Source organism: SAR202 cluster bacterium (genome assembly GCA_016872355.1).
Classification (GTDB): Bacteria; Chloroflexota; Dehalococcoidia; order Lucifugimonadales; family VGZY01; genus VGZY01.
In genome coordinates this window covers 12,152-33,920 of the sequence record VGZY01000012.1, presented here as the reverse complement: position 1 = coordinate 33,920, position 21,769 = coordinate 12,152, and the positions used below count along the sequence as shown (strand labels likewise).

The following is a 21,769-nucleotide window of genomic DNA, read 5'->3' as shown; positions in this document are numbered from 1 at the left end:
CGTACAGGACGCCGATTTCACTCCTTTGTTTCTATTCGTTTTCTTTCGGGGCCGAGACATTATTGTCATTGCCGTCCTTTTTTTTGTATGATTCAGGAGACCGACTATGAAAATAGGCGGACTGTTGCTGTTCAAGGACTGGCTGTGGCAAAGGTAACCGCCGTTTCCTCTCTTGGCTGGGCGCACTATACGCTTTACGAGATCCTCCCCAGGATGAAGGCGCTGGGGTTCAAGAGAATGGAGATCGCCAGCTTCGGCTCGTATAGCTTCCATTTCAACTTCGGAAGCCCTACGCCGCCTGAGCTCGTCGGCATGCTGAAGGCCACCGGACTGACGCCGATAAACCTCAACTTCTCCCACGGCATCTACTGGGCGTACGTTCCGGAAGACATTGACAGGTTCGTCGCGGACTGGTCGCGGAAGCTGCCGCACCTGGTTGAGGCCGGGATCCCGATGATGACGATGCCGTTTGGGTGGCGCAACGAGCGTCCCGACCAGGAGTTCCAGCTCGCGAACGCCGTCAGGGCCTTCGACAGGGTAGGGGATATTGCGAAGAAGATGGGCATCCGCATGCTGATGGAGGCCCCCCACCTTTACAGCATCATCAACCGGCCTCACCATGTCGAGTGGGTGCTGGAGCGGCTCAGCACGGACAACGTTGGCGTGCTTGTAGACAGCAGCCACTGGGGCATCATCAACTATGAGCCGGAGGTCTTCTTCAAGGCGCTCGGCAGCCGCCTCTGGCACGTCCACCTGAGGGACGCCACCGGGCCGGACACGGCGGACGGCAACCAGGAGCTGGAGCTCACGCCGGGCAAGGGCACCGCAGACTTCGCGAAGTTCGGCCAGGCGCTGGACACGGTCGGCTACAAGGGAGATGTGTCCCTCGAGTTCGAATACCGCGATTCAACATTCGAGGATATAGATAAAGAGTTCAGGGATGGGGTCGCCCACCTGGCGAAGACGGGCTGGAAGCTTCCTGAAACGGTAAAGGTGTAAGGGCAAGATGACGGACCAGCAAGATATTGCGCTGATATCTCACCTGATGCGCCGCGCCGGCTTCGGGGCCACTCGCGCCGAAGTCGAGGCCCTTGCGAAGAACGGGTACGAGGCCGCCGTTGAGCAGCTCCTGCATCCGGAGAGCCAGCCCGAGTTCGACGAGTACGAGCTGTACCGCTACCACCCGCTCGCCGAGTTCACCGCGTATCTTCAGCAAGGCCAGATGAACTGGCTCTACCGCATGGCCGTCTCCAGTCGTCCGCTCGAAGAGAAGATGGCGCTGTTCTGGCACCACGTTTTCGCGACCGGCCACGCAAAGGTTGAGGCCACGTACGACCTGCTCGCACAGATACAAATGTTCCGGGACCATGGCATGGGCAACCTGCGCGACCTGCTCGTCCGGCTGGCCCAGGACCCCGCGATGATCTTTTGGCTGGACAACAACGAGAACCACAAGCGCCAGCCGAACGAAAACTGGGGTAGGGAGCTTCTCGAGCTCTTTTCAATGGGCATCGGCAACTACACGGAGAAAGATGTTTTCGAGGTCTCCCGCGCCTTTACCGGTTGGACATTTTCCCACAAGATTCCGATCCACCCCTGGGGCCCGTTCAACTGGAAGTTCGAATACAGGCCACAGGACCACGACTTCGGCGACAAGACGTTCCTTGGGCACACGGGCAAGTTCAACGGTGAGGACATCGTGGACATTATTGTCCAGCAGCAGGGCTGCCATACGTTCATAGCACGTCACCTCTACAACTTTTTCGTGGCCGACGAGCCGCAAGTCCCCGCGTGGTCGATCGAGCCTCCCCGCGATCCGGCGGCGATAGAGTTTCTTTCAGACAAGCTCAGGGACTCCAATTACGAGCTAAAGCCCGTACTGCGGGCGATGTTCAATGCCGATTTCTTCAAGCAGGCGACGTACAAGAGGGTTAAGAGCCCAATCGAGCTGGTTATCTCCACGCTTCGCCTGACAGGCGACATGGCCGGCCCTGACCCGAGGTGGGGCATGCTGGGAGAGCTGACGACAAACATGGGCCAGAAGGTGCTGGACCCCCCTAGCGTGGAGGGGTGGCACACCGGCCTGGAGTGGATCAACAGCGGCTCCCTCATGCAGCGCGTGAACTTCGCCGCCGCGCGCCTTGGCAACCCGGAGCTGCCTGGGGTGAAGGAGTTAATCGGCCGTATCGCCGCCTCCAACGGCAAGCTAATGTCGCCGGAGGCCCTCGTCGACCACTGCCTGGACCTCGTCGGTCCGCTGACAGTGAAAGCGCAGACGAGGCATGAGCTCATCGGGCACGTCGCCCCCGGCGGCCCGCTGAAATGGACCACACAAGCAGAGTATGCAAAGTCGTCGCAGCGCGCTGCCGAGGTACTGGCGTTGATCGCCGGCACCAGAGAGTTCCAGTTCGAATAGCCCAAGGAGTGATATCGCAATGACAACAACGGCAAAGCCTCCCGTCCTGGTTGTGCTGCAGCTCAGCGGCGGCAACGACTACATGAACACGGTCGTGCCCTACGCCGACCCGCACTACTACGACAACCGGCCGATCCTGAAGGTGCCTGAAGAGAAGGTCCTGAAGCTGAACGATGAGATCGGCCTCAACCCCGAGCTCAGGGCGTTCAAGGAGATCTTCGACAAGGGGGAGCTGGCCGTCATAAACGGCGTAGGCTTCGAAAACTCCACGCGCTCACACTTCAGGGCGATGGACATCTGGCACACATCGGAGCCGGACAAGGTGGGCACCGAGGGCTGGCTCGGCCGTGCGATTCGCGAGCTGGACCCGAAGGGCGAGAACCCGGTGACCGCGGTGAACGTCGGCTCCGGTCTGCCCCGCGCGCTCGTCGCGCCCGGCGTATCGGTCGCGTCCGTCGCGGACCTCAAGAGCTACGGCCTGCTGACCAGCATCGAGGTGAAGGAGCAGCGCGAAAAGCTCCTCCAGCGCTTCGCCGCCATGTACGCCCCGGCGGTCGGATACGGCCCGGTCATGGAGTACCTCAGCCAGACCGGCCTGGACGCCCTGAAGGGCGCGGACATGCTGAAGGCAGCGCCGGACATGTACAACTCCAGCGTGGAGTACGCGAACAAGGCGCTGTCCAAGAAGATGCGCGATATCTCCATGATCCATCAGGCCAACCTTGGCACGAGGGTCTTCTATACGGAGTTCGGCGGCTTCGACACCCACGCCAGCCAGGGTCCGAACCATCCGAAGCTCCTGAACGAGGTCTCGACCGCTATCGCCGACTTCTGGGACGACCTGCGGCAGAACAACGCGGACGAGAACGTCGTCCTGTTCGTCTTCTCTGAGTTCGGCCGCCGCGTGAAGGAGAACGGCTCCGGCACGGACCACGGCGCGGCCGGTGCGTCGTTCGTCATGGGCCCGAGGGTCAAGGGCGGCATATACAACGACTATCCTGAGATCCAGCTCGAGAAGCTTCGCGAGGGCGACCTTGCGCCGAACATGGACTTCCGCAGCGTCTACACCACGCTGCTGGAGGACTGGTTCAGCCTGGACGCGGCGCCAATAGTAAACGGCCAGTTCAGCAAGCCCGGCTTTATCACGAAGTAAGAGCAGCCACCTAACCCTTGCCTCCCGAAACCCCGCGCCGGGATATGGGAACAGCCGGACAGCCACCTAACCCCTGCCCCTTCCCTGGGAGGGAAGGGGTTCTGAGTCAGGCGGCTATGCCGCCTGAACGGGAGTCTGAGGGCATAGCCCTTGGTGGGGTACGGGGCGAAGCCCCGCCGCTATTCCCCCTTCCCTCTCAGGGAAGGGGGCCAGGGGGTTAGGTGGATCGGAGGCCGCCCCTGCGCGCGTCGCCGTTCTTCAAGCTATCTGTTTCGCATCGTGCCAAGGAACCCAACCATGCTCAGTCTCACAGCCATCGCCGGCCGCACGTGGGTCTTCTCCCACGCCATCGGCCGCACAACCGTCGAGCACAACGGCAATACCGGAGGGTACATCTTCCCCTGCGACTTCACGCTCGCGCCGAATGAGACCCTATACGTCCTGAGCCGTGGCTACGACCACGAGACCTTCCCGGACACCGGCGTGGACCTGTCGCGGCGTGTGGGGAAGGTAGGCATCGACCAGTTCCATTACGGCGACTTCGGCCGCAACTCCTTCGTGTGGCCGTCCGGCATCGCGTATTCGAAGGATGACAAGGTCTACGTCGCGGACGAGTTCCTGAATAAGGTACTCATCTTCGCCCCAGAGAGGTTTGTCCCATTCCCGGACTATATCCCCGGGGGCGAGCACATTGGGGAGTGGGGCATAGCCGGCGGCGCGCCTGGAGAGCTAAACGCACCGGTCGGCATCAACTTCGACGCCAACAACGACCTGTACGTCGTCGATTCACGGAACCACCGCGTCCAGAAGTTCTCCAGCGACGGCAAGTACATCCGGTCTTTCGGCAGCGAGGGGACGGGTCCGGGACAGCTCAAAAAGCCCTGGGGCCTAACAATCGACAGGGCCGGGGATGTCTACGTTGCTGACTGGGGCAACAACCGCGTGCAGAAGTTCACGGCGGACGGCAAGCACATCGCCACCTTCGGCTCCACCGCAGAGGACGGCGGCGACCTCAACCATCCGTCCGACGTGGCAGTCGACGCCGATGGCGACGTATATGTAACCGACTGGGGCAACCGCCGCGTCCAGATCTACGAAAAGAACGGCGACATCATCGGCGCGCTCTACGGGGACGCCTCAACGTTCTCCAAGGCCGCCGAGGTAATCGTCTACCGCGATCCGGAGACGATCAAGGGCTACTACCGCGCGGGCGACCTCACGCCCATGGCGCGCTTCGGCCGCCCTCTGGCCGTCCAGGCGGACGATAAAGGGCGCATCATCGTCTCAGACCAGCGCAACCGTCTCCACGTATACACCAAGCACTGGAACTACACCCAACCGAGGATAAACCTGTAGGGAATTATCCTCCATTGGATGTGCTAGGATTAGGGCGTACCGGTACGCGGGCAGGTACGGATGGATGCCTATCATTTGAGATGGACCGAGGTCGCGGTAGCACACATTTCAAGGCATGGGATAACGTGGGAAGAGGTTGAGGAAGGCATTGAGAACATTCATCGGTCAGAGTGAAGCGGCAACCGCATAACATTCATCTGCCAGACTTACGGCGGTCGGTATCTTTTTGTAGTGCTTGAGCGAGAGGGCAATGCCTGGTACCCGGTAACTGCCAGGCCGGCAGTGCTGGCCGAGCGCCGTCGGGCCAGCAAGTAGGGGAGGAAGAAATGAAGAAGGCAGGTATTGAAAGCACGAAACCAATGACGCGGGATGAAGCTGCGGAATATTGGTCGAAGCACTACATGGGCGAAAATACCCCTGGATGGGAAGAGGTTGATAGCGCGGAGATCAAGCTTGCCCCGGGCGCGGGTGTAGCCATTGAGATGGATGCTCATTATTGGCGATTGTTGAAAGCTAAAGCCAAGGAGCGCGGGACCGATCCTGTTGCTCTCGCCAAAATGTTCATTCAGAAGTGTCTGGATAATCCAATCATTCCCGGAATGATCGAACTTCTTGACAACGAACTGCTCAAGCAGCAGGTGCCGCAACCACCTTCGGACCGAGACTCGGCGAAGGTCAATGCAGGCCGAGAAGCTCCGAAAAGGAGATCGACTGCACGCCGTTGATTACACCGTCCACTCTATCCACTTGCCGTGCGGCTGGTAGTTCGCCAGTTTAGTCACCGTTTCCACACCATCCCTGTACGTCAACAGCTTCATCTCCGGCCATTGCCCCGTCCACTCCATCGCCACTCGGTACACCGGCCTCAGTGTTGATGCCTCCACCAGCATTGTGAAGAGCCGCTTGCGAGCGTCCTCGCCCCACTGGTTCAGGGTGTGCGAATGGTACACCACTATCGTCGCCGCCACAGGCATTTCCGACAGGACGGCGGGCAGGACCTCCAGCGCGTCACCTCGGCGCACATCAGGCGGTTCACTCTGCGCAAGCTCTATGGCATGTTCGAGAGTTTCTAAACGGGCATTCATCTCCGGCCACACGAGCGCCCTCAGCCAACGCACCGCGTCCGAGTCGCGCACGTCCACCGGGGCCAGGTCTATTCCAACGCGGCATGCGACTGCGGGAAACGTCATCGGCACCGGCGGCCTGGCGGTACCTTTGACTTCGCATCTGACCGACACAGGAGAATTTGCGTTTCCGTGCACGACGCCGTCGCCGTAGTCGTAGGAGTAGCTGTCCCACAGCAAGTTCAGCCCCGCGCTCGCCCCGACGTCCACCATTGCCAGCGGCAGGTCTCCGCCTGCCTTGGTCACTACGCCCAGCGCCGGCAGCAGCACCGAGCAACGCCCAACCTCGTTCGTCTGCACCTGCCGGGTTGAGACAATGTTGCGAATCGCGTCGGCGTGCTCCAGGCAGAAGGACCGTAAGCTGGGATAGGGATCGCCGGCCAGTGCCTTCCCCTGCGTCTTGCCGGGAAAGTGATGCTCGAGCGGGTGGCTGGGTTCCTCGAACAGCAGGTACCGGACTGCCGCAAAGAAGAGATTACTTACCGGCTGCCCGAAGCGCGCATGCGCTGCTATCGCCAGCAATTCAGGATCGTCCTTCACCCCGAGCGCCAGCCTTTCATACAAGGCCGACTCGCCGCGGTACTCCGTTTGGGCCGCGCGCGCGAACCGCGCGGCGGCGGATTCAATCGTGTAGGTGGTAGCCGTCATGTCTTATGCACCGCTACGCGAGAGACATCGCTACTTCGGGCACCTGGGCTGGGAGAGATATCGCGGTCGCCTGGCAGGGCGATTGGCGCCGCCGGTGGCAAGGTTCCATGCGGCCAGCGCGACGAGGCAGAGGGCGAAGAGGATGTGCCAGGACGTGGTGAATGCGGTGAGCGGGGTGAAGGCCATGGCGAACGAGGCGACGGCGGCGGCGAGCGCGAGCAGGCGGTATGGAGCGCCGCGCCCGCGGCTCCACAGTATCGCGCCGCCCACTATGGCGGCCGGAAACAACGCCATCATATTTTGTTGCACTCCGCGCCAGTCATGTCCCTACCATAATCGCGCCACGCCAACGCCGTCAACCCTCGCCCCGGCTGTCTTCCAGTCCCCAGCCCCTAGCCACTAGACCCCATCCCATCCGTTCGATAATATTACCCACACGCTTCAGCGCTTAACAAACGAGCTGTGAGGAGGCGGACTAATGACCAGGAACGCGCAGTACAAGGTCGGCATGGTCGGCTGCGGCAGGCAGGGCACACAGCATGCGCGCGGCTTCACCCTCCACCCGTCCACAGAGGTCGTCGCGATCGCCGATCCCGACCCCGAAAACCTGGAGCTCGCCTGCAAGCGCTTCAACGCCCGCGGCTATAGCAGCTCAGAAGAGATGTACCGCAACGAGAAGCTGGATATCGTCGATTGCGTCCTCCCCGTCTCAATTAACCCCACTGAGGTCATTAAAGCAGCGGAGCTTTCCGGCGCGAAGGGCATAGTCTCCGAGAAGCCGATCGCTGCGCTGCTTTCCGATGCTGACCGTATGGTGGCCGCCTGCGCCTCCCGCGGCATCCCGTGGCAGGGGGGCAACGTCGACCGGTGCATCTCCCAGCTATGGGAGGCAAAGCGGCTGATCGACTCCGGCGAGATCGGCGAGGTGAAGACGATCAACCTCTACGAGAAGACGATGCAGGGCGGCGTGCAGGGGATCAGCGTTATACAGATGTTCGCGGGCGATGCCGATGTGGAGTGGGTGACGGGCTGGACGAACGGCGACCCCTTCGGCGAGGGCGACGACGACTACCAGGGGATCGGCGGCTACATCCGCTTCAAGAACGGCATCGAGTGCTTCGTCCACGCAAGCCCAATTGCGATGCGCGGCCTGAGCGTACTGGGCACAAACGGCACCTTCGTGACCGACAAGCGCAACCACGCCTTCTACAAGAAGGCCGACGGCTCGGACAAGACGGTGCTCTCGAACCTGAAGCGCGACGATACGATCAAGTTCAAGCCGATGCGCTCGCACGCCGAGGGCGGCCGCGACGCCGAGGGCTGGGAGTACCCGGGCGACCGCCTCATGGGCTGCGTGCAGTCGATAGTGGATGCCGTCGAGAAGGGCGTTGAGCCGCGCTGCCCGGGCTACATCCACCGCAAATCGCTGGAGATCAGCATTGCGATGCGGGAGTCCGCCCGCCGTAACCACTCGCCGGTCAGGCTGCCCCTCGTTTCCCGCAACTACCGGATGCTCCCTGAGAAGTACCGCTGGATGAACAAGAAGGAGCTTTACGGCAAGGAGTGGTACGCGGAGCAGATCGGTGAGGCGCAGAAGAAGGGGTAGGGGATAGGGTGCTCCCCGATACGTTCCACTGGCGGGTCTTCAAGGTTTTGGGACGGATTCAACTGCGGCTTTGATCATGAGCGGAAGTTGATTATCATGTCCGCCGTAGCGCGAAAACCGTTGTTGCACCGAAGGCAATCGCGATGGGGATCATTGGCCACAGAAATGCATCGGCGCCGGGAAGCATGAACGTCGCGTACAGTGGGAGGGCGATCAACAAACACGTTAATAGGCATACTCCTATGATTGCGAGTCTCCGGTGTCTGTCGAGCCTCCGTATGGTTTGCGTCACAGGTCTGTTAAACCCCGAAACCGGCCTCTCGGTGCCGGCAAAATGGTTTGTGGCCGCATCTATCGCGGCCTTCCATTACTTCACCGCGACATTCGAGTTAACGTACACCCCGGATATTGGACTGGAGGTCCCCACATGAAAGGACAACTCTCCAGTCGTTGTCTCCACCGCCAATATTCGCTTTGACTCTACCTCTTCAGTGGAGAGCACATCCTTCAATTCAACTATTTCTGCCTTCTGACCGCTCAGCAGAGCGCCGTTCCAGCCAGGATGGCAGATCAAGCGATGATTAGTCAGGTAAATGTGCCCGTTGCACCAGAGACCGCGATAGGTCCGGCCCTTCGCAGGTGCTCGGCGAATGACTTGTTCGTCTTCGCGCAGTTCGAGCTTCATTCGTTTAACTCCCGCGTTCCTGGGTCGCATGTCACAAACAGCAGGGGTAACTGTACTCTTAGGCCGAACGGGTCCGCCTGCCTACGGCGTGCTGTGGACGCGGCGGCTGACTGCGGCTGCGGCGAGGTCTGCGGCGCCGATGATCCGTACCTCGCAGGGGGCGTTGCGCTGGACTTCACGCGCCGTGCCGTTGCCGCCCAGCAGCTTCCCAAGTCCCGTGCGCGCGGGCGCGTACATTGCGATGAGGTCAGCGCCCTCTGCGCGGGCCGCCTCCATGATGCCCCCGGGGATGGACTCTGCGATGCTCACCACGCAGCGCCACTTCTCAGGGTCGCCGTGCATCCGCAGAACCGCGCCACGAAGGTGAAGGTTCATGCGGCGGCGCTCCTGCTCAACGTGGCTGGTGCTGCCCTTGAACGCCGCGCCCTCCGCAGTCTGGACCACCTCCGGGCGGACGACATGGAGCAGGACTACCTCGCAGTCGCGGTCCAGATCGTCCTGTACCGCGCCGTAGACGCCCTCAGCCTCGGCCGTGCCGTCCAGCGGAATGAGCACCTTCTTAAACATCGTGCGTCTCCCTTCTACTTCCCCGCCACCTCCACTTGTTGCCTGGGACGCTGTCCGACCTTCGGCCCTGTATAGATTCCTACGATGCGCGTCAGCCGACGGATTCTTACGAAAAGCGTCTATCAGTGCGACGATACTTCTATTGAAATGGCATTGTCAATATCGTTCAGGAAATCACAATTGACGCCCCTCGTCGCAAGCACGAACTATTTGTCGTTGACACTGCCGAGTGCGTTCGTTCAAAATCAGTAGATAGTTCGCCGGGTTAGAAGAATCCGTAGGCGGCCCGCACGGGCCGGGTTGTGAAGGAGAGACGATGAAGAGCGTGCACATGCGGCTCATCGGCTATGGATGGCGCCAGCGCGGCTTCTTGCTGGGCGCATATGCGGCCATGGCCGCCGCGACGATCTCCGGGATGTACATCCCTGCGCTCCTGGGCCGGGCTATCGACACTTCCCTGGTGGCCGGCACCCGCGGCGAGCTACTCCGACTGGCGGCGTTCATCATGCTGGCGGGGGCCTTCCGGGGCATCTTCGGATACGCGCAGAACTACCTGGCCGAGGCGGTCTCCCAGCGCAGCGCGTTCGACATCCGCAACGACTTTTTCCGCAAGCTCCAGTCCCTGAGCTTCGGCTTCCACGACAGGCAGCAGACCGGCAACCTCATGTCCAAGGCGACCGCGGACGTGGACGCCGTTCGCATGTTCATCAGCATGGGTATGATCCGCGGGCTATCCATGTTCATGATGTTCGGCGGCGTTGCGTTCGTAATGCTCACGACAAACGTGCGACTCGGCCTCGTGTGCCTCGCATTCGTGCCGTTCATCATCTGGCGGGCGATCAGCATGTCCAAACGCCTGCGCGGCACGTGGACGGCGGTGCAGACGGAGACCGGTAACATGACCACCGTGCTGCAGGAGAACCTCGCCGGCGTGCGCGTGGTGAAGGTTTTCGGCGCGCAGGAATACGCCAACTCCCGTTTCAAGGAGCGCGCCGGGGCGGTCGCTGACCTCGCCTACAGCGCCAGCCGGCTATTTGCCTCACAGGGCTCCCTCATCACTTTCATCTTCACCGCCGCCACCGGCATAATCCTGTGGGTCGGCGGCCGCGAGATTGTGGCCGGCCGCCTCTCCCCGGGAGACATCGCGACATTCATCCTGTACATGACGATGCTCGCCATGCCCGTGCGCATGACGGGCTTCCTTGTAAACACATGGTCGCGCGCGGGCTCTGCCGGCCAGCGCATCTTCGACGTGCTGGATGCCGAGTCGCCGGTGACGGAGCGGCCGGGGGCGAAGTCGCTGGACAAAGTGAGCGGCCACGTTCGCTTCGACGGGGTCTCTTTCAGCTACAACGAGAACGCCTCCGCGATCAAGGGAGTCGACTTTGAGGCCGCGCCTGGCCAGCTTGTGGCGATAATGGGCGCGCCGGGGTCCGGCAAGAGCACGATAGTCCAGCTCATCCCCAGGTTTTATGACGTGACCTCCGGCAGGATCACAATCGACGGCCAGGACATCCGCGACCTGACACTGAAATCGCTGCGGCAAAACGTGGGCATCGTGATGCAGGACGTCTTTGTCTTCGGCGCATCGGTGAAAGACAACATCGCCTACGGTGCTGAGGGCGCGAGCCTTGAGGACGTTATCCGCGCTGCGAAGATCGCGCAGCTGCACGACTTCATCCAGACGCAGCCGCAGGGTTACAACACGTGGGTAGGGGAGCGCGGCGTGCGCCTCTCCGGCGGCCAGCGCCAGCGCCTGGCGATCGCGCGCACGCTGCTCGTGGACCCGCCGGTCCTGATCCTGGACGATTCCACCTCCAGCGTGGATATGGGGACCGAGTTCCAGATACAGCAGGCGCTGGCGGAGGTCATCAAGGGCCGCACCACCTTTGTCATCGCGCACCGCCTGTCCACCGTGCGGAAGGCGGACCTGGTCCTGGTGCTGGACAGGGGCGAGATAGTGGAGCGCGGCACGCACGAGGAGCTTCTGGAAAAGGGTGGGTTTTACCGCAAGATTTACGATATGCAGCTCACGCACCAGGACGGCGCGGACGCCCCCGCCGCCCCCACGGCGGCGGCGGGTGGCGGGTGAGGTTGGGCCGCCGCCGGGCCGCATACCGCGCTGACTGAGCTACCCTACGGCACCTTCCCTGCCCGAGCATTCCCCTGCCACCCTGAGCGGCAGCGAAGGGTCTAAAGACCGTGCCAAGCACAATGGTCGTTGTCCCAGGCTAGGGCCTTGGACCCTTCGCTGGCGCTCAGGGTAGCAATAAGTAAGGCTGAGGGCGGCAATTAGTAAGATACCTCGCCCGAACGATCCTTCGTCCGCCGCGGCGGACAAAGGATGACAAGGGGGCCTGAGGCTCTGCGAATGAACGCCTCGAAATATGACCGGGGCGGGTCGCCCATCCGGTTGACTGGACTCCCCCATCTCCTCTAGCCTACGCACCACATTTCTTTCCACGCAGGTCGCACCATGGACTACCGACCTTTCGGCCGCACAGGCCGGCTTATCTCCTCCATTGGGCTTGGGACGGCGCTATTCGGCCGCGAGGTGGATGAGGACACGTCGTTCAGAGTCATGGACTACGCCTTCGAGAAGGGCATCACCTACTTCGACACCGCCCAGGGGTATGAGGGGCCGACCCGTGTAGCGGCCGAGGTGATGCTCGGGCGGTGGCTCAGGAGCAGGGGAGTGCGCGACCGCGTGTTCATTAACACCAAGATCATCGCAGGCGGGGACGCGGCGACCATCGAGCGCATCATGCTCCAGAGCCTGGAACGCATGGGCATCGAGCGCGTGGACTGCGTGAAGATGCACCTGCCGTTCCCGAAGGTGCCGATATCGGAGACGCTCGGTGCGCTTACCTGGCAGGTGAAGGCGGGCCGCGCGTCGTCGATCGGCTGCAGCAACTACAACACGGCCCAGCTCCGCGAGGCGCTGGCGGCGAGCGCGGCAGGCGGGTTCGCGCGGTTCGAGGCGGTGCAGGTGGCCTACAATCTGGCTATCGCTGACCGGCAGGAGCACCTTTCGCGTTTCGAAGCGGAGCAGGAGATGTTCCCCCTGTGCCGCCGGGAGGAAATTGCGATCACGACGTACGCGCCCCTCGGCTCGGGCTTTTTCGCGGGGGCGTACGCCTCCATGGACAGGGGGGCCATCCCCAGGGGCTCGCGCTTCGACCTGTTCAAGGGCCACACGGGCGTCTACTTCACGGAGCAGAACTTCCGTATTCTCGACAGCTTGCGCGAGAAGGCGGAGGCGATGAAGGTCCCAATGGTCCGCCTCGCGATGGCGTGGGTCATGAGCAACCGGAACATCGCGACCGTCATCATAGGCGCGGACAATACCGCGATGATCGACAACGCGTTCGCCGCGCAGCAGATGCGCCTGGCGCCGGCGTTGCGCGCGGAGATGTCCGCGTGGGGAACGTGAGGAAGGACGAAAATCACAGATGGGAATTGGCGGGCCCATCGTAGAGACGCCCCGCTGGGGAGTCTCATGGGTAATCACCGCCGCATTGCCTGCCAACGGAGGACCGTCCGTGGCGTTCATGTGTGACGGGTCTCCCCAACCGCCGAGACGCCCCAGCGGGGCGTCTCTACGAGGGAGGCTGGCGTGGCGGTCAGGTGTGACGGGTTTTCGCAACGCCGGAGACGTCCGCCGCGGCGGACGTCTCTACATTGGGACAGCGATACATGAGAGGCGGGTAAGTGGGAGCGGCAAACAGTGGGGGCTGCAGGTATACTGTAGGCCAGCAATCACCGAGGAGAAGCAGATGGACAAAAAGGACAAGAAGGCGCCCACCAGGGCCATCGGCAGGACGGGTCTCAAGGTATCCGTCATCGGCCTGGGCACCGCGCCCTTCGGCCGGGAGATAGACCAGGACGCCTCCCACCGCGTGCTCGACTACGCCTTCTCGAAGGGCGTGCGGTTCATCGACACGGCAGAGGGTTACGGCCGCACGATGCCGGGCGAGGTTATCATCGGCAACTGGGTGCGCCAGATGGGCGACAGGAAGAAGGTGCAGATCTGCACCAAGCTCGGCTCCAGCGGCAAGCCGGAGGCCGTCAAGAAGATAGTCCAGCAGAGCCTGGACAGGCTCCAGACCGACTACATCGACATCTTCAAGCTGCACACGCCATTCCCGGACGTGCCGATAGCCGAGACGCTGGACGCGCTCACGAGCGAGGTGCGGGCCGGCAGGATCAAGATCATCGGCGCGAGCAACTTCAACACGAAGCAGCTCAAGGAGGCGGTGGAGGCGAGCAAGAAGGGCGGCTACGCGAAGTTCGAGATCGTCCAGCCGCCGTACAGCCTGGCGGTTACAGACAAGCTGGGTTACGTTACGCGCCACGAGTGCGACCTGGAGATGTTCCCCTTCTGCAAGGCCGAGGGCATCGCCGTGACCCCGTACAGCCCGCTCGGCGCGGGGTTCCTCACGGGCAAGTACACGCCGGACCGCAAGGACATCCCCAAGGGCACGCGCTACGACGTTGCGCCCGCGCACGCGGACATCTACTTCACGGACCAGAACTTCCGCATCCTGGAAAAGCTGCGTGTAAAGGCCTCCGTGCTGGGCGTATCCATGTCCCAGCTTGCCATTGCGTGGGTAATGTCCAGCCCGCTGGTCACCTCAACCCTGGTGGGCGCCCGCGAGGCGGCCCACATAGACCAGGCCATCGCCGCGTTCAACATGAAGCTGAAGCCCAAAGTGCGGGAAGAAATGACGCTCTGGGGATAGGGTGGTGGGGGCAGTCAGCAGTCGGCAGTCAGCAGTCGGCCAAGCAAACAGCCGACACCCTCACCCTTCGCGCAGAGCCGCGAAGGCCTCTCCCTCAAGGGAGAGGTACGAACCACTCTGGCTGACTGCCGACTGCCGACTGCTGACTACAGCCTGCCCTTCGGCAGCCACTTCCGATTGACCTTCAGCACGTACGAGTACGTGGGGTTGACGAACTGCGTCACGCGCGCCTCCAGCACCTGGCCCAGGAGCATGTACGCCTCGCCGCGTGGGATGCCATACTCGTCCTCTAGCCACAGGATCATCTCCGCCAGCGCAATCCTGAACGCGTCCTCCGCGGGGCGTGCCTGCGCCGTCGTCATGATGTGCGTCTCGTTCGTGATGCGCGGCCAGCCCATCACCTTCGGCAGCGGCGCAAGCTCTACGCGCATCCGCACGCGGCCGCCCGCCTCGATGCCGCCCGCGCTGCAGATCTCGCCGTCGCCCTGGCGCGCGTGCATGTCGCCCACGTGCAGGAGCGCGCCCGGAACGTAGACGGGCAGGTGAACGGACGCGCCGGTGGTGACCTCCTGGATATCGAAGTTGCCGCCCCACTTGCCGGCCCAGCCGTTCGTCCACCGCGTTCGCTCCGGCGCGGTGCCCACGACGCCGAGCATCGGCGCGAGTGGCAACTTGAGCGTGTCGCTCCAGTGGATAAAGCCGTCCTTGATCTGGACAACCTTCTCGTGCGCGCCGATCTGCTCGTTGCCGAGCCACCCAAAGAAGGCGTCGTTATGGCCGTGGAACTTCGTGAAGCCCACGGGGTCCACGTCGATCTGCCCGATGTGCACGATAAGCCGCTGGCCCGGCTGCGCGCCGTTGACGTAGATCGCGCCGCTGGAGGGGTTGCCGGAGCGCAGCTTCTTGCGGAGCTCCGCCTCCTGGGGATGGCCGTCCAGCCACGGCCCGCGGTTGAGCTGCGTTTGAATCTCGAACTCCTCGCCGGGATCCACCCACATCGTGGGCGCGTTGTCCGGCCCGGTCTCGAAGTACAGCACATCGGTGTTGGCGCGCTTCATGGGAGCCTCCTTGGTTGTCCGCCCCGGGTCCTACCGGAGCAGATTACGCAGACGTGAACGCACATTTTGGGAATTGGAAACGGAGCGAATGATAGCAGGGGAATGCGCGCCGGGGAAGGACGAAGGTCGGTCTACGTAACACTCAGATAACACATCCCTAACCATAATGTCCCTGTACCGTTTACATAAACAGGCGCGCGGCCCGAGACGGCAAGGAGGCAAAAATGGAAATTGTTGTCCCGGTCATGATCGCCTTGCTGGTCGCCGCCGGCGCCGCCTCCGCTCTCCGCGAGATCTACCACGTAGCAAGCCGCGTCCTTGCTGCCGAATTGCCGGAAGGTCAGGGTGGCCGTATCGAGGCCTCAGCGCCGGATGGGATGGACTTTGAGAAAGGCCGGGCCGGAGATCTGGAGCTGGCGGGCGCGCGCAGCTAGGCTATCGACGGCATGATCCGGGCTGCGGGACGACCAGACGACGGAATGTGCCTAGTCGGCGGCAGAAACTGACGAGAAAAACACTAGGGCGGGTCTATGACCCGCCCTAGTGTTTTTCTACCTTGTTGGCAAGCCGGCCTTATGTTCTTACCCCTCGATACGCCTCCTCGTAAGGCGACCTCGCAAGTGCTAACACTCAGCGCCGTATCGGGCAACTCAACGCGCTTCGCGCAACGTCTAATAATTTACATAGTACGAGATGGCGAACCAAAAACTGTAACACGTTCGCATAATTACCTACGTATTCTTACTATCACTTCTGATTGCGAGCCTCGTCTTATTTGTGATAAAGGCCAAGTAGTTGGTTTGCCTAGCCCGATCACCCGATCGCCCTTTTCTCCAAATCGAAAGGAGGTGCCCATGCTTCCAGAGTTTCTCACGCGCCGCGAGGCTGAGGTGCTCTACTACATGGGCGAGGGCTATACGAACCAGCAGATTGCTGAGGAACTTCATATCTCTGTCGATACTGTCAAGACGCACGTGAAGAAGGTCCGCCTGAAGAAAGGTGTAACAGGGCGCAGGGGTGGCTGGCCATCTCAAAACTCGCTGCCTAACACACCAGACGAGACCACATGGCATGAAAATATCCGCAATTCTACTTAGACTAGTTCACCCCGAGAGTGATACCCCTACCCACTGAAACGGCGTAAAAGACTAATATGTGGTTTCCTTCTAGGTTAGTCCTAAACGACTAATCGGAATGGGAGATGCTAGTACGTCAGCGCCGGCAAAGTGAGGAAGGTAATGAAAGACCTGGGACTTATCACAAGGCTCATATCCCCCCTGCTGATCCTAGCGATACTCTTTGCCGGCTTACCAATGGGGACGGCCCAGGCGCAAACCTCCTCCCCTGTGGACGCCTTTACCGCCGATCCCATCCTGCCAGAGCTGGCCGACGATGAGGAAAGGTCATTTCCTCCCTCGCCTGACAATGCCCCAATCACAACGGCGGGGGACCAATTGAAGTCGCCTCAAGCCTCCCGCGAAATCCTTCAGAAACGCACTTCCAAATCAAAGACCGTCCTGAACGTGGATGGAACCTACACGGACACTGTGTACTCCAGCCCGGTCCACTACGAAGAGTCTCCGGGAGTATGGAGGGACATCGACAACACTCTGAGGCCTTCTCTTGCTGAAGGCTATGCATTTGAGAAGACGGCAAATAGTTTCACAGCCATGTTCGGTGACGTGTCGTCCGCCGACGGGGTCAAAGTTGCTCTGGGCGACCAGGCAATTTCCTTCGGACTCGAGGGCGCGGCGGAAGTTGAGCCAGTGGTCGAAGGAAACAAGATCACCTATCCCGAAGTCTATCCCGGTGTAGACTTGGTCCTCACTGTCAACTCGGACGGGGTAAAGGAAGAGATTGTTCTAAAGCAGCCCGTTAAGGACGCCAGCTTCACATTTACCGTTGGTACGGCTGGCCTTGATGTCCGGGAAAATGAAGACGGCACCATCGGATTGTATTCGGGCGACAAGCAAGTCATGTACATGCCAAAGGCGTTCATGTACGACAGCGGAAACAATGATGTTGGGCACCCTAACCGTTCGAGCGACGTGTCGATGGAGATCAAAGATGGTTACCTGATCATAACCCCCAACGCAGAGTGGTTGGCCGACTCTAGCCGTGTTTATCCTTTAGTGATCGACCCTACGATTACAATGCAACCCGATGCCACCTCGGCGAAGGATACATCCTTCGAGAGCGATACGCCGACCGTAAACTATCACGGAGACTACCTAACTGTATTCTCTTATGCCGGATATTATAGCCGCGCGCTGGTTCAGTTCGACCTTTCTCATATTCCCGCCAGCGCAACAATTGACTCGGCGGATCTTTCCCTTTATGCATTTGATTGGTTTGTCAACGACGACGTCACACTAAATGTTCATGCCGTAACCAATCCCTGGACGGAGGCTGGGGCTACCTGGCAGACGAGGGACGGATCGACGAATTGGACGTCTACCGGCGGCGACTTCTACGCCACTTCAAGCGCATCTTTCTTTAGTGATTATCCTTCTTGGCAGGGGTGGTACGATTTCGACATCACAGGTCTTGCCGCAGACTGGGTTTCCGGTGTGAGACCGAACTATGGGGCTATGATCAAGGTCTCAAACGAGAGCCCTTCCACTAATTTGGGCAGGATGTTCCAATCGAGCGACACCACTTCAGACTACCAGCCGAAACTTGAAATCACCTACTCTGTCGATTCCGATAACAACACCTCCAACGGCCTCGGACTTGAGAGCTACTACGCGTCGCAGTCCTGGAGTCTCGGCGCAAAGACAACGCTTTACACAACTCTTACCAGCAAGCACAACGTCGTAGCCCAAAAGAACCTGATCTCGATACCCGGAAGGGGCATTGGCTTCGATGTAGCCCTCTTTTACAACAGTAAGGCCAATCAGAGTTGCGACTCTGCGAGCATGGGCTCGAACTGGCAGATATCGCCACCACGCTTGAGCGTTACGCCCACAAGTGCAACCATCAACGGACCGGACGGCGCGATTCATCTCTTCGAGAATCGTACCGCTCAAGGGGATGGGACCTACAAGTATCAATCGGCCTCTGGACTTCGTTGGACACTTGTGGAAAACACGAACACAGGTAAGTGGCTTCTCACAAGCGACATAGGTCTCGTACACGAATTCAGCGGCAGCTCCACATTTGGAGACGGCAGCCCTGCTTTCCAGAGGCTGCTGAGCACCTACGACGGCTTTCACACCGCCAACAAACTTACTTACAATTACGACGGAGGCGGGTATGTCTCCTCGATCAGCGACTCCTCAACTACCGCGCGTTCCGTGAATTTCACGTGGACGAGCGGCCACTGCTCAGGAAGCAAAGTACTGACTGCGATCGAGGATCCCGATGGTATCGACACCATCCTGAATTACGCTACCTCCACAGGGTACGCCTTCCTTTCGAGTGTTGAGGAGGCAGCTGGCACAGGCGACGCGAGGACAACTTACTTCGGATATCAGGCATATAGCGCCGGCAGCCCGTACGCCGTGCTCACTACCGTCACTGACCCCAAGAACGCGACGACCACAATCGCCTATCATACTGGCTTCTCGGACAAGCGGGTCAAGACCGTTACAGACACACGCGGCAATGTAACGAGATTCGATTACCATGACAATTATGCTACCTCTACGGATCGCGTTTACATTGAGAATGCTGAGTACGGCATGGTGGTTTGGGACCTTGTAGGGCCGAACCAGGACAATCCGGGGGTCCTAAGGTACGGAAACGCATATAATGGCAGCTTCGAGAAGACGAGCGTTGCGACGATCATCCAGGCCTGGTCAGGAAACAGCCCCGGTGGGAGCCATACACGGGATACTTCCGTGAAGTACGCTGGAGACGCTTCTGCGAAGCTTAATACTAACGCTACCTCCACCGATCTCCGGTGGTCCCTGGAGCTGTATGAAGGAGATAACACAAGCGAGCGGTTCAGGGCAGTCACTGGCGAGGTATACACCGGAAAAGTCTGGCTAAAGACAAGCAGCGTCTCGGGTGCGGTCGGCGCATTCATGCGCATGGAGTACTACGACAACAACCTGGCGTCGTGGCAGCAGTTCGATAGTCCGGCATATACCGGCACCAACGATTGGTTTGAAGTGAGCACACCGTCTGTGAAGATGCCGTCCTCTGCCGACAAGCTGTCGCTCACCATTAAGCTAAATCTCTACAATGCCACCGGCTCGGTATGGTTCGACGTGGCCCGCGTTGAGGCCGTAGGGATGTCGGCGACATGGGACGCTAATCTCATTGTCCAGCAGGTGGACGCAAGCAATGCTACGACGACATTCTCGTATGGCGGAGATGAGGATTCAAACCCGAGCGGCAACCCCAATAACCTGGTTGCGGTAACAGACCGCCTCGGTAATGTAACGGAGTACCGCTACAACCATCAGAACAGGGTAGTCGAGCAGTGGTCGCCGAAGTTTGAGGGCAGCAGTACGTCTACCGAGTCTACGTACAACTCAAAACAGGAATTGACCCAGAAGGTTGACGAGCTGGGGGGCACCTGGAACTACACGTACGATTTCTGGGGTCAGCAGCTAACGGTCAAAGACCCGAATGCCATTGCACTGGCTTCGTCAAACCCCACCGGCATGACGTACGAATACGCTTATAACGGGTACGGGTTGCTAACGGACATATACACGCCAATAAATGCAAGCAGCACCAAAGCGCGCGTTCAGATGGCCTATGACAATGAGCGGAGCCTGATGACATCCCGTACCGATGCAAAGGGCCAACAGACGTGCTTTGAGTACGACTACCTGTCCCGACTGGCGACGACGACGTATATGTGCGCCACCGGCAGCGCCTTTGCCGTGACGTACAAGTACGATAAGAACGATAACCGGACTCAGATGGTGGACATTCGTAACGGTGCGTTCGCGACTACCACCTACGAGTACTTCGCTACGAACATCATCAAGAAGATCACGGAGCCGGATGGGCTGTACACTCAGTACACATACGACAGCATCGGAAATATGCTGACCCTTCGCAACGCCGACGGGGAGACCGTGACCTACCAGTACGACGTCAACGGACGCGTAAACGATATTGACAACACGTACGATGGCGGAAATACTCGGCCTGTCTATGACCTGAGCGGCCGGCTCCGATCCATCGGCTATCCGAGTGGCAACGCCATTAGTTTCAGCTATACAAGCGGCGGTGTTGACCAGGGCGGTCGTTTGACACAGGTCAACAATTCGCGGAACGGTGTTTCGCTGAAGAAATTCAACTACCAGTACGACGACAACGGCAACATGACTCGGCTCGTTGAGGATATCAATGTCGTCACAACCACCTACGCCTACACGGACCTCAATCAAATCAGCAGCTCCTCGAGAGTTGGCGCGAACTCGTATACGCAGACGTTTACGTACGATGGGAACGGCAACCGCACCCAGATGTCGGTAGGGGGCGCCACGTACTCTTATACGTTTAACGCCGCGAACTGGATGCTGTCCGAGACGGTGGGAACAACTACCAAGAGCTTCACCTATGAAAACAACGGGAACTTGAAATCCGAAGGCTCCGGCATCTACTATGGCTATGACGGCGCGGACCGGATGGTCACGTCCTCAATCGACGGCACCAGCCATACGTATGTCTACGTATGGCGATGGCTGGCGCGTGAGCGTGGTGAACTCGACGACGACCCGGCAGTACTATTCCGCAGTAGGCATGACGCTTGAAAAGCGCGGCAATCAGACGCTGGCCAGGTACGTCCGCGCACCGGACGGGCGGCGCATCCTTGTCTCGAACGCGGACGGGATCTACTACTACCTTTATGATGGCTCTATGAACGTAGTGGGCCTGATCAAGATCAACGGCACCGTGGGCTACTACGACTACCGGCCGTTTGGCGAAGATGTGGGAACGCCATTCAATACGTACAACCCATACCAGTACTCATCTACGTACAGGGACCAGGGAAGTGCCGGCAAGACGCTGTACCACATGATGGCGAGGTATCACGATCCCGCGTACGGGAGGTTCACACGGGCTGACTACTGGGAGGCGCGTTGGCTACCGAAGGTATACGGCGGCATGTTCTCGCTTTCGGATTATGGATATGTCGTGAATAATCCTCTCACCCTGACCGATCCCTACGGGCATTTTTGCGGATGGAGTTGTCTAACAAAGAACGCGGCGCACAAAGCGGAGTCTGCCCTTCACGCTACAGCGATAGTTGCAGTCGGATTTGGCGTAGGGGCTGTATTGATCGGAGCTGGGGTCACAGTTGCGGGAGTTGGAGGTCCCGCGGGATGGTTCGCAGGGGGCGTTTCAGTTGTTGCGGGAGTAGCAGCGATTGGTGCCTCCGGGTATGCCGGCTATCAAGTTGCCAGCCAACCCTGGCGGAATCATCATTAAGGTGGTCTTTGAAAGCGC

At 60.1% G+C, this 21,769-nt stretch carries 18 protein-coding genes; 14 read left to right on the top strand and 4 right to left on the bottom strand.

Translation table 11 applies throughout. The features are described 5' to 3' along the window. Positions 1-87 precede the first annotated feature (87 nt). The 5 genes from FJ319_04530 (at position 88) to FJ319_04510 (ending at position 5,650) form a co-directional block, all read left to right on the top strand. The gene (locus FJ319_04530; protein ID MBM3933557.1) at positions 88-999 is read left to right on the top strand and encodes a sugar phosphate isomerase/epimerase; all 912 of its coding nucleotides are present in this window, start codon (positions 88-90) and stop codon (positions 997-999) included. Positions 1,000-1,006: 7 nt separating this feature from the next. Further along, the gene (locus FJ319_04525) at positions 1,007-2,416 is read left to right on the top strand and encodes a DUF1800 domain-containing protein (protein MBM3933556.1); all 1,410 of its coding nucleotides are present in this window, start codon (positions 1,007-1,009) and stop codon (positions 2,414-2,416) included. 19 nt (positions 2,417-2,435) lie between these two features. Next, a complete protein-coding gene (locus tag FJ319_04520; protein MBM3933555.1) occupies positions 2,436-3,569 on the top strand; it encodes a DUF1501 domain-containing protein in 1,134 nt (377 codons plus the stop codon). A gap of 297 nt (positions 3,570-3,866) precedes the next feature. Further along, entirely contained in the window at positions 3,867-4,925 is a 1,059-nt protein-coding gene (locus FJ319_04515) for a hypothetical protein (GenBank protein ID MBM3933554.1), read from the top strand. Positions 4,926-5,251: 326 nt separating this feature from the next. Then, on the top strand, positions 5,252-5,650 hold the full coding sequence (locus FJ319_04510; protein MBM3933553.1) for a hypothetical protein: 399 nt from the start codon (positions 5,252-5,254) through the stop codon (positions 5,648-5,650). Here the strand turns inward: FJ319_04510 and FJ319_04505 are convergent, their stop codons facing one another. Beyond that, entirely contained in the window at positions 5,651-6,697 is a 1,047-nt protein-coding gene (locus FJ319_04505; protein MBM3933552.1) for a DUF2332 domain-containing protein, read from the bottom strand. Here FJ319_04505 and FJ319_04500 point away from each other — a divergent pair. Both FJ319_04500 and FJ319_04495 read left to right on the top strand, forming a co-directional pair. Beyond that, positions 6,638-7,033, top strand: coding sequence for a hypothetical protein (locus tag FJ319_04500; protein MBM3933551.1), 396 nt, complete (start codon positions 6,638-6,640; stop codon positions 7,031-7,033). The two genes, FJ319_04505 and FJ319_04500, sit on opposite strands and share 60 nt — an antisense overlap. 142 nt (positions 7,034-7,175) lie before the next feature. Further along, complete coding sequence (locus FJ319_04495) at positions 7,176-8,303, top strand: Gfo/Idh/MocA family oxidoreductase (protein MBM3933550.1); 1,128 nt, start codon at positions 7,176-7,178, stop codon at positions 8,301-8,303. Positions 8,304-8,670: 367 nt separating this feature from the next. Here FJ319_04495 and FJ319_04490 read toward each other — a convergent pair whose 3' ends face one another. Together FJ319_04490 and FJ319_04485 are read right to left on the bottom strand one after the other, a co-directional pair. Continuing rightward, positions 8,671-8,988: a hypothetical protein gene (locus FJ319_04490; protein MBM3933549.1), complete on the bottom strand. Its 318-nt coding sequence runs from the start codon at positions 8,986-8,988 to the stop codon at positions 8,671-8,673. 81 nt (positions 8,989-9,069) lie between these two features. Next, a complete protein-coding gene (locus FJ319_04485; protein ID MBM3933548.1) occupies positions 9,070-9,555 on the bottom strand; it encodes a universal stress protein in 486 nt (161 codons plus the stop codon). 316 nt (positions 9,556-9,871) lie between these two features. On the opposite strand from FJ319_04485, the gene FJ319_04480 reads away from it, so the two are divergent. The 3 genes from FJ319_04480 to FJ319_04470 all read left to right on the top strand — a co-directional run bounded on the left by FJ319_04480 (position 9,872) and on the right by FJ319_04470 (position 14,297). Next, the gene (locus FJ319_04480; protein MBM3933547.1) at positions 9,872-11,647 is read left to right on the top strand and encodes an ABC transporter ATP-binding protein; all 1,776 of its coding nucleotides are present in this window, start codon (positions 9,872-9,874) and stop codon (positions 11,645-11,647) included. Positions 11,648-12,031: 384 nt separating this feature from the next. After that, positions 12,032-12,988, top strand: a complete 957-nt coding sequence (locus FJ319_04475) for an aldo/keto reductase (protein MBM3933546.1) — start codon at positions 12,032-12,034, stop codon at positions 12,986-12,988. A 19-nt stretch (positions 12,989-13,007) separates the two neighbouring features. Beyond that, complete coding sequence (locus FJ319_04470; protein ID MBM3933545.1) at positions 13,008-14,297, top strand: aldo/keto reductase; 1,290 nt, start codon at positions 13,008-13,010, stop codon at positions 14,295-14,297. 146 nt (positions 14,298-14,443) lie between these two features. Here the strand turns inward: FJ319_04470 and FJ319_04465 are convergent, their stop codons facing one another. Further along, positions 14,444-15,355 carry an acetamidase gene (locus FJ319_04465; GenBank protein ID MBM3933544.1) on the bottom strand — a complete coding sequence of 304 codons (912 nt, stop codon included), beginning with the start codon at positions 15,353-15,355 and terminating at the stop codon, positions 14,444-14,446. A gap of 224 nt (positions 15,356-15,579) precedes the next feature. Between FJ319_04465 and FJ319_04460 the strand changes: the two genes are divergently transcribed. The 4 genes from FJ319_04460 to FJ319_04445 all read left to right on the top strand — a co-directional run bounded on the left by FJ319_04460 (position 15,580) and on the right by FJ319_04445 (position 21,751). Then, positions 15,580-15,789: a hypothetical protein gene (locus FJ319_04460; protein ID MBM3933543.1), complete on the top strand. Its 210-nt coding sequence runs from the start codon at positions 15,580-15,582 to the stop codon at positions 15,787-15,789. A 96-nt stretch (positions 15,790-15,885) separates the two neighbouring features. Continuing rightward, complete coding sequence (locus FJ319_04455) at positions 15,886-16,452, top strand: helix-turn-helix transcriptional regulator (GenBank protein ID MBM3933542.1); 567 nt, start codon at positions 15,886-15,888, stop codon at positions 16,450-16,452. Between the two features lie 141 nt (positions 16,453-16,593). Continuing rightward, complete coding sequence (locus FJ319_04450) at positions 16,594-21,072, top strand: DNRLRE domain-containing protein (protein ID MBM3933541.1); 4,479 nt, start codon at positions 16,594-16,596, stop codon at positions 21,070-21,072. Continuing rightward, on the top strand, positions 20,924-21,751 hold the full coding sequence (locus FJ319_04445; protein ID MBM3933540.1) for an RHS repeat-associated core domain-containing protein: 828 nt from the start codon (positions 20,924-20,926) through the stop codon (positions 21,749-21,751). The genes FJ319_04450 and FJ319_04445 overlap by 149 nt, the downstream gene beginning before the upstream one ends. The last annotated feature ends 18 nt before the right edge of the window (positions 21,752-21,769 follow it).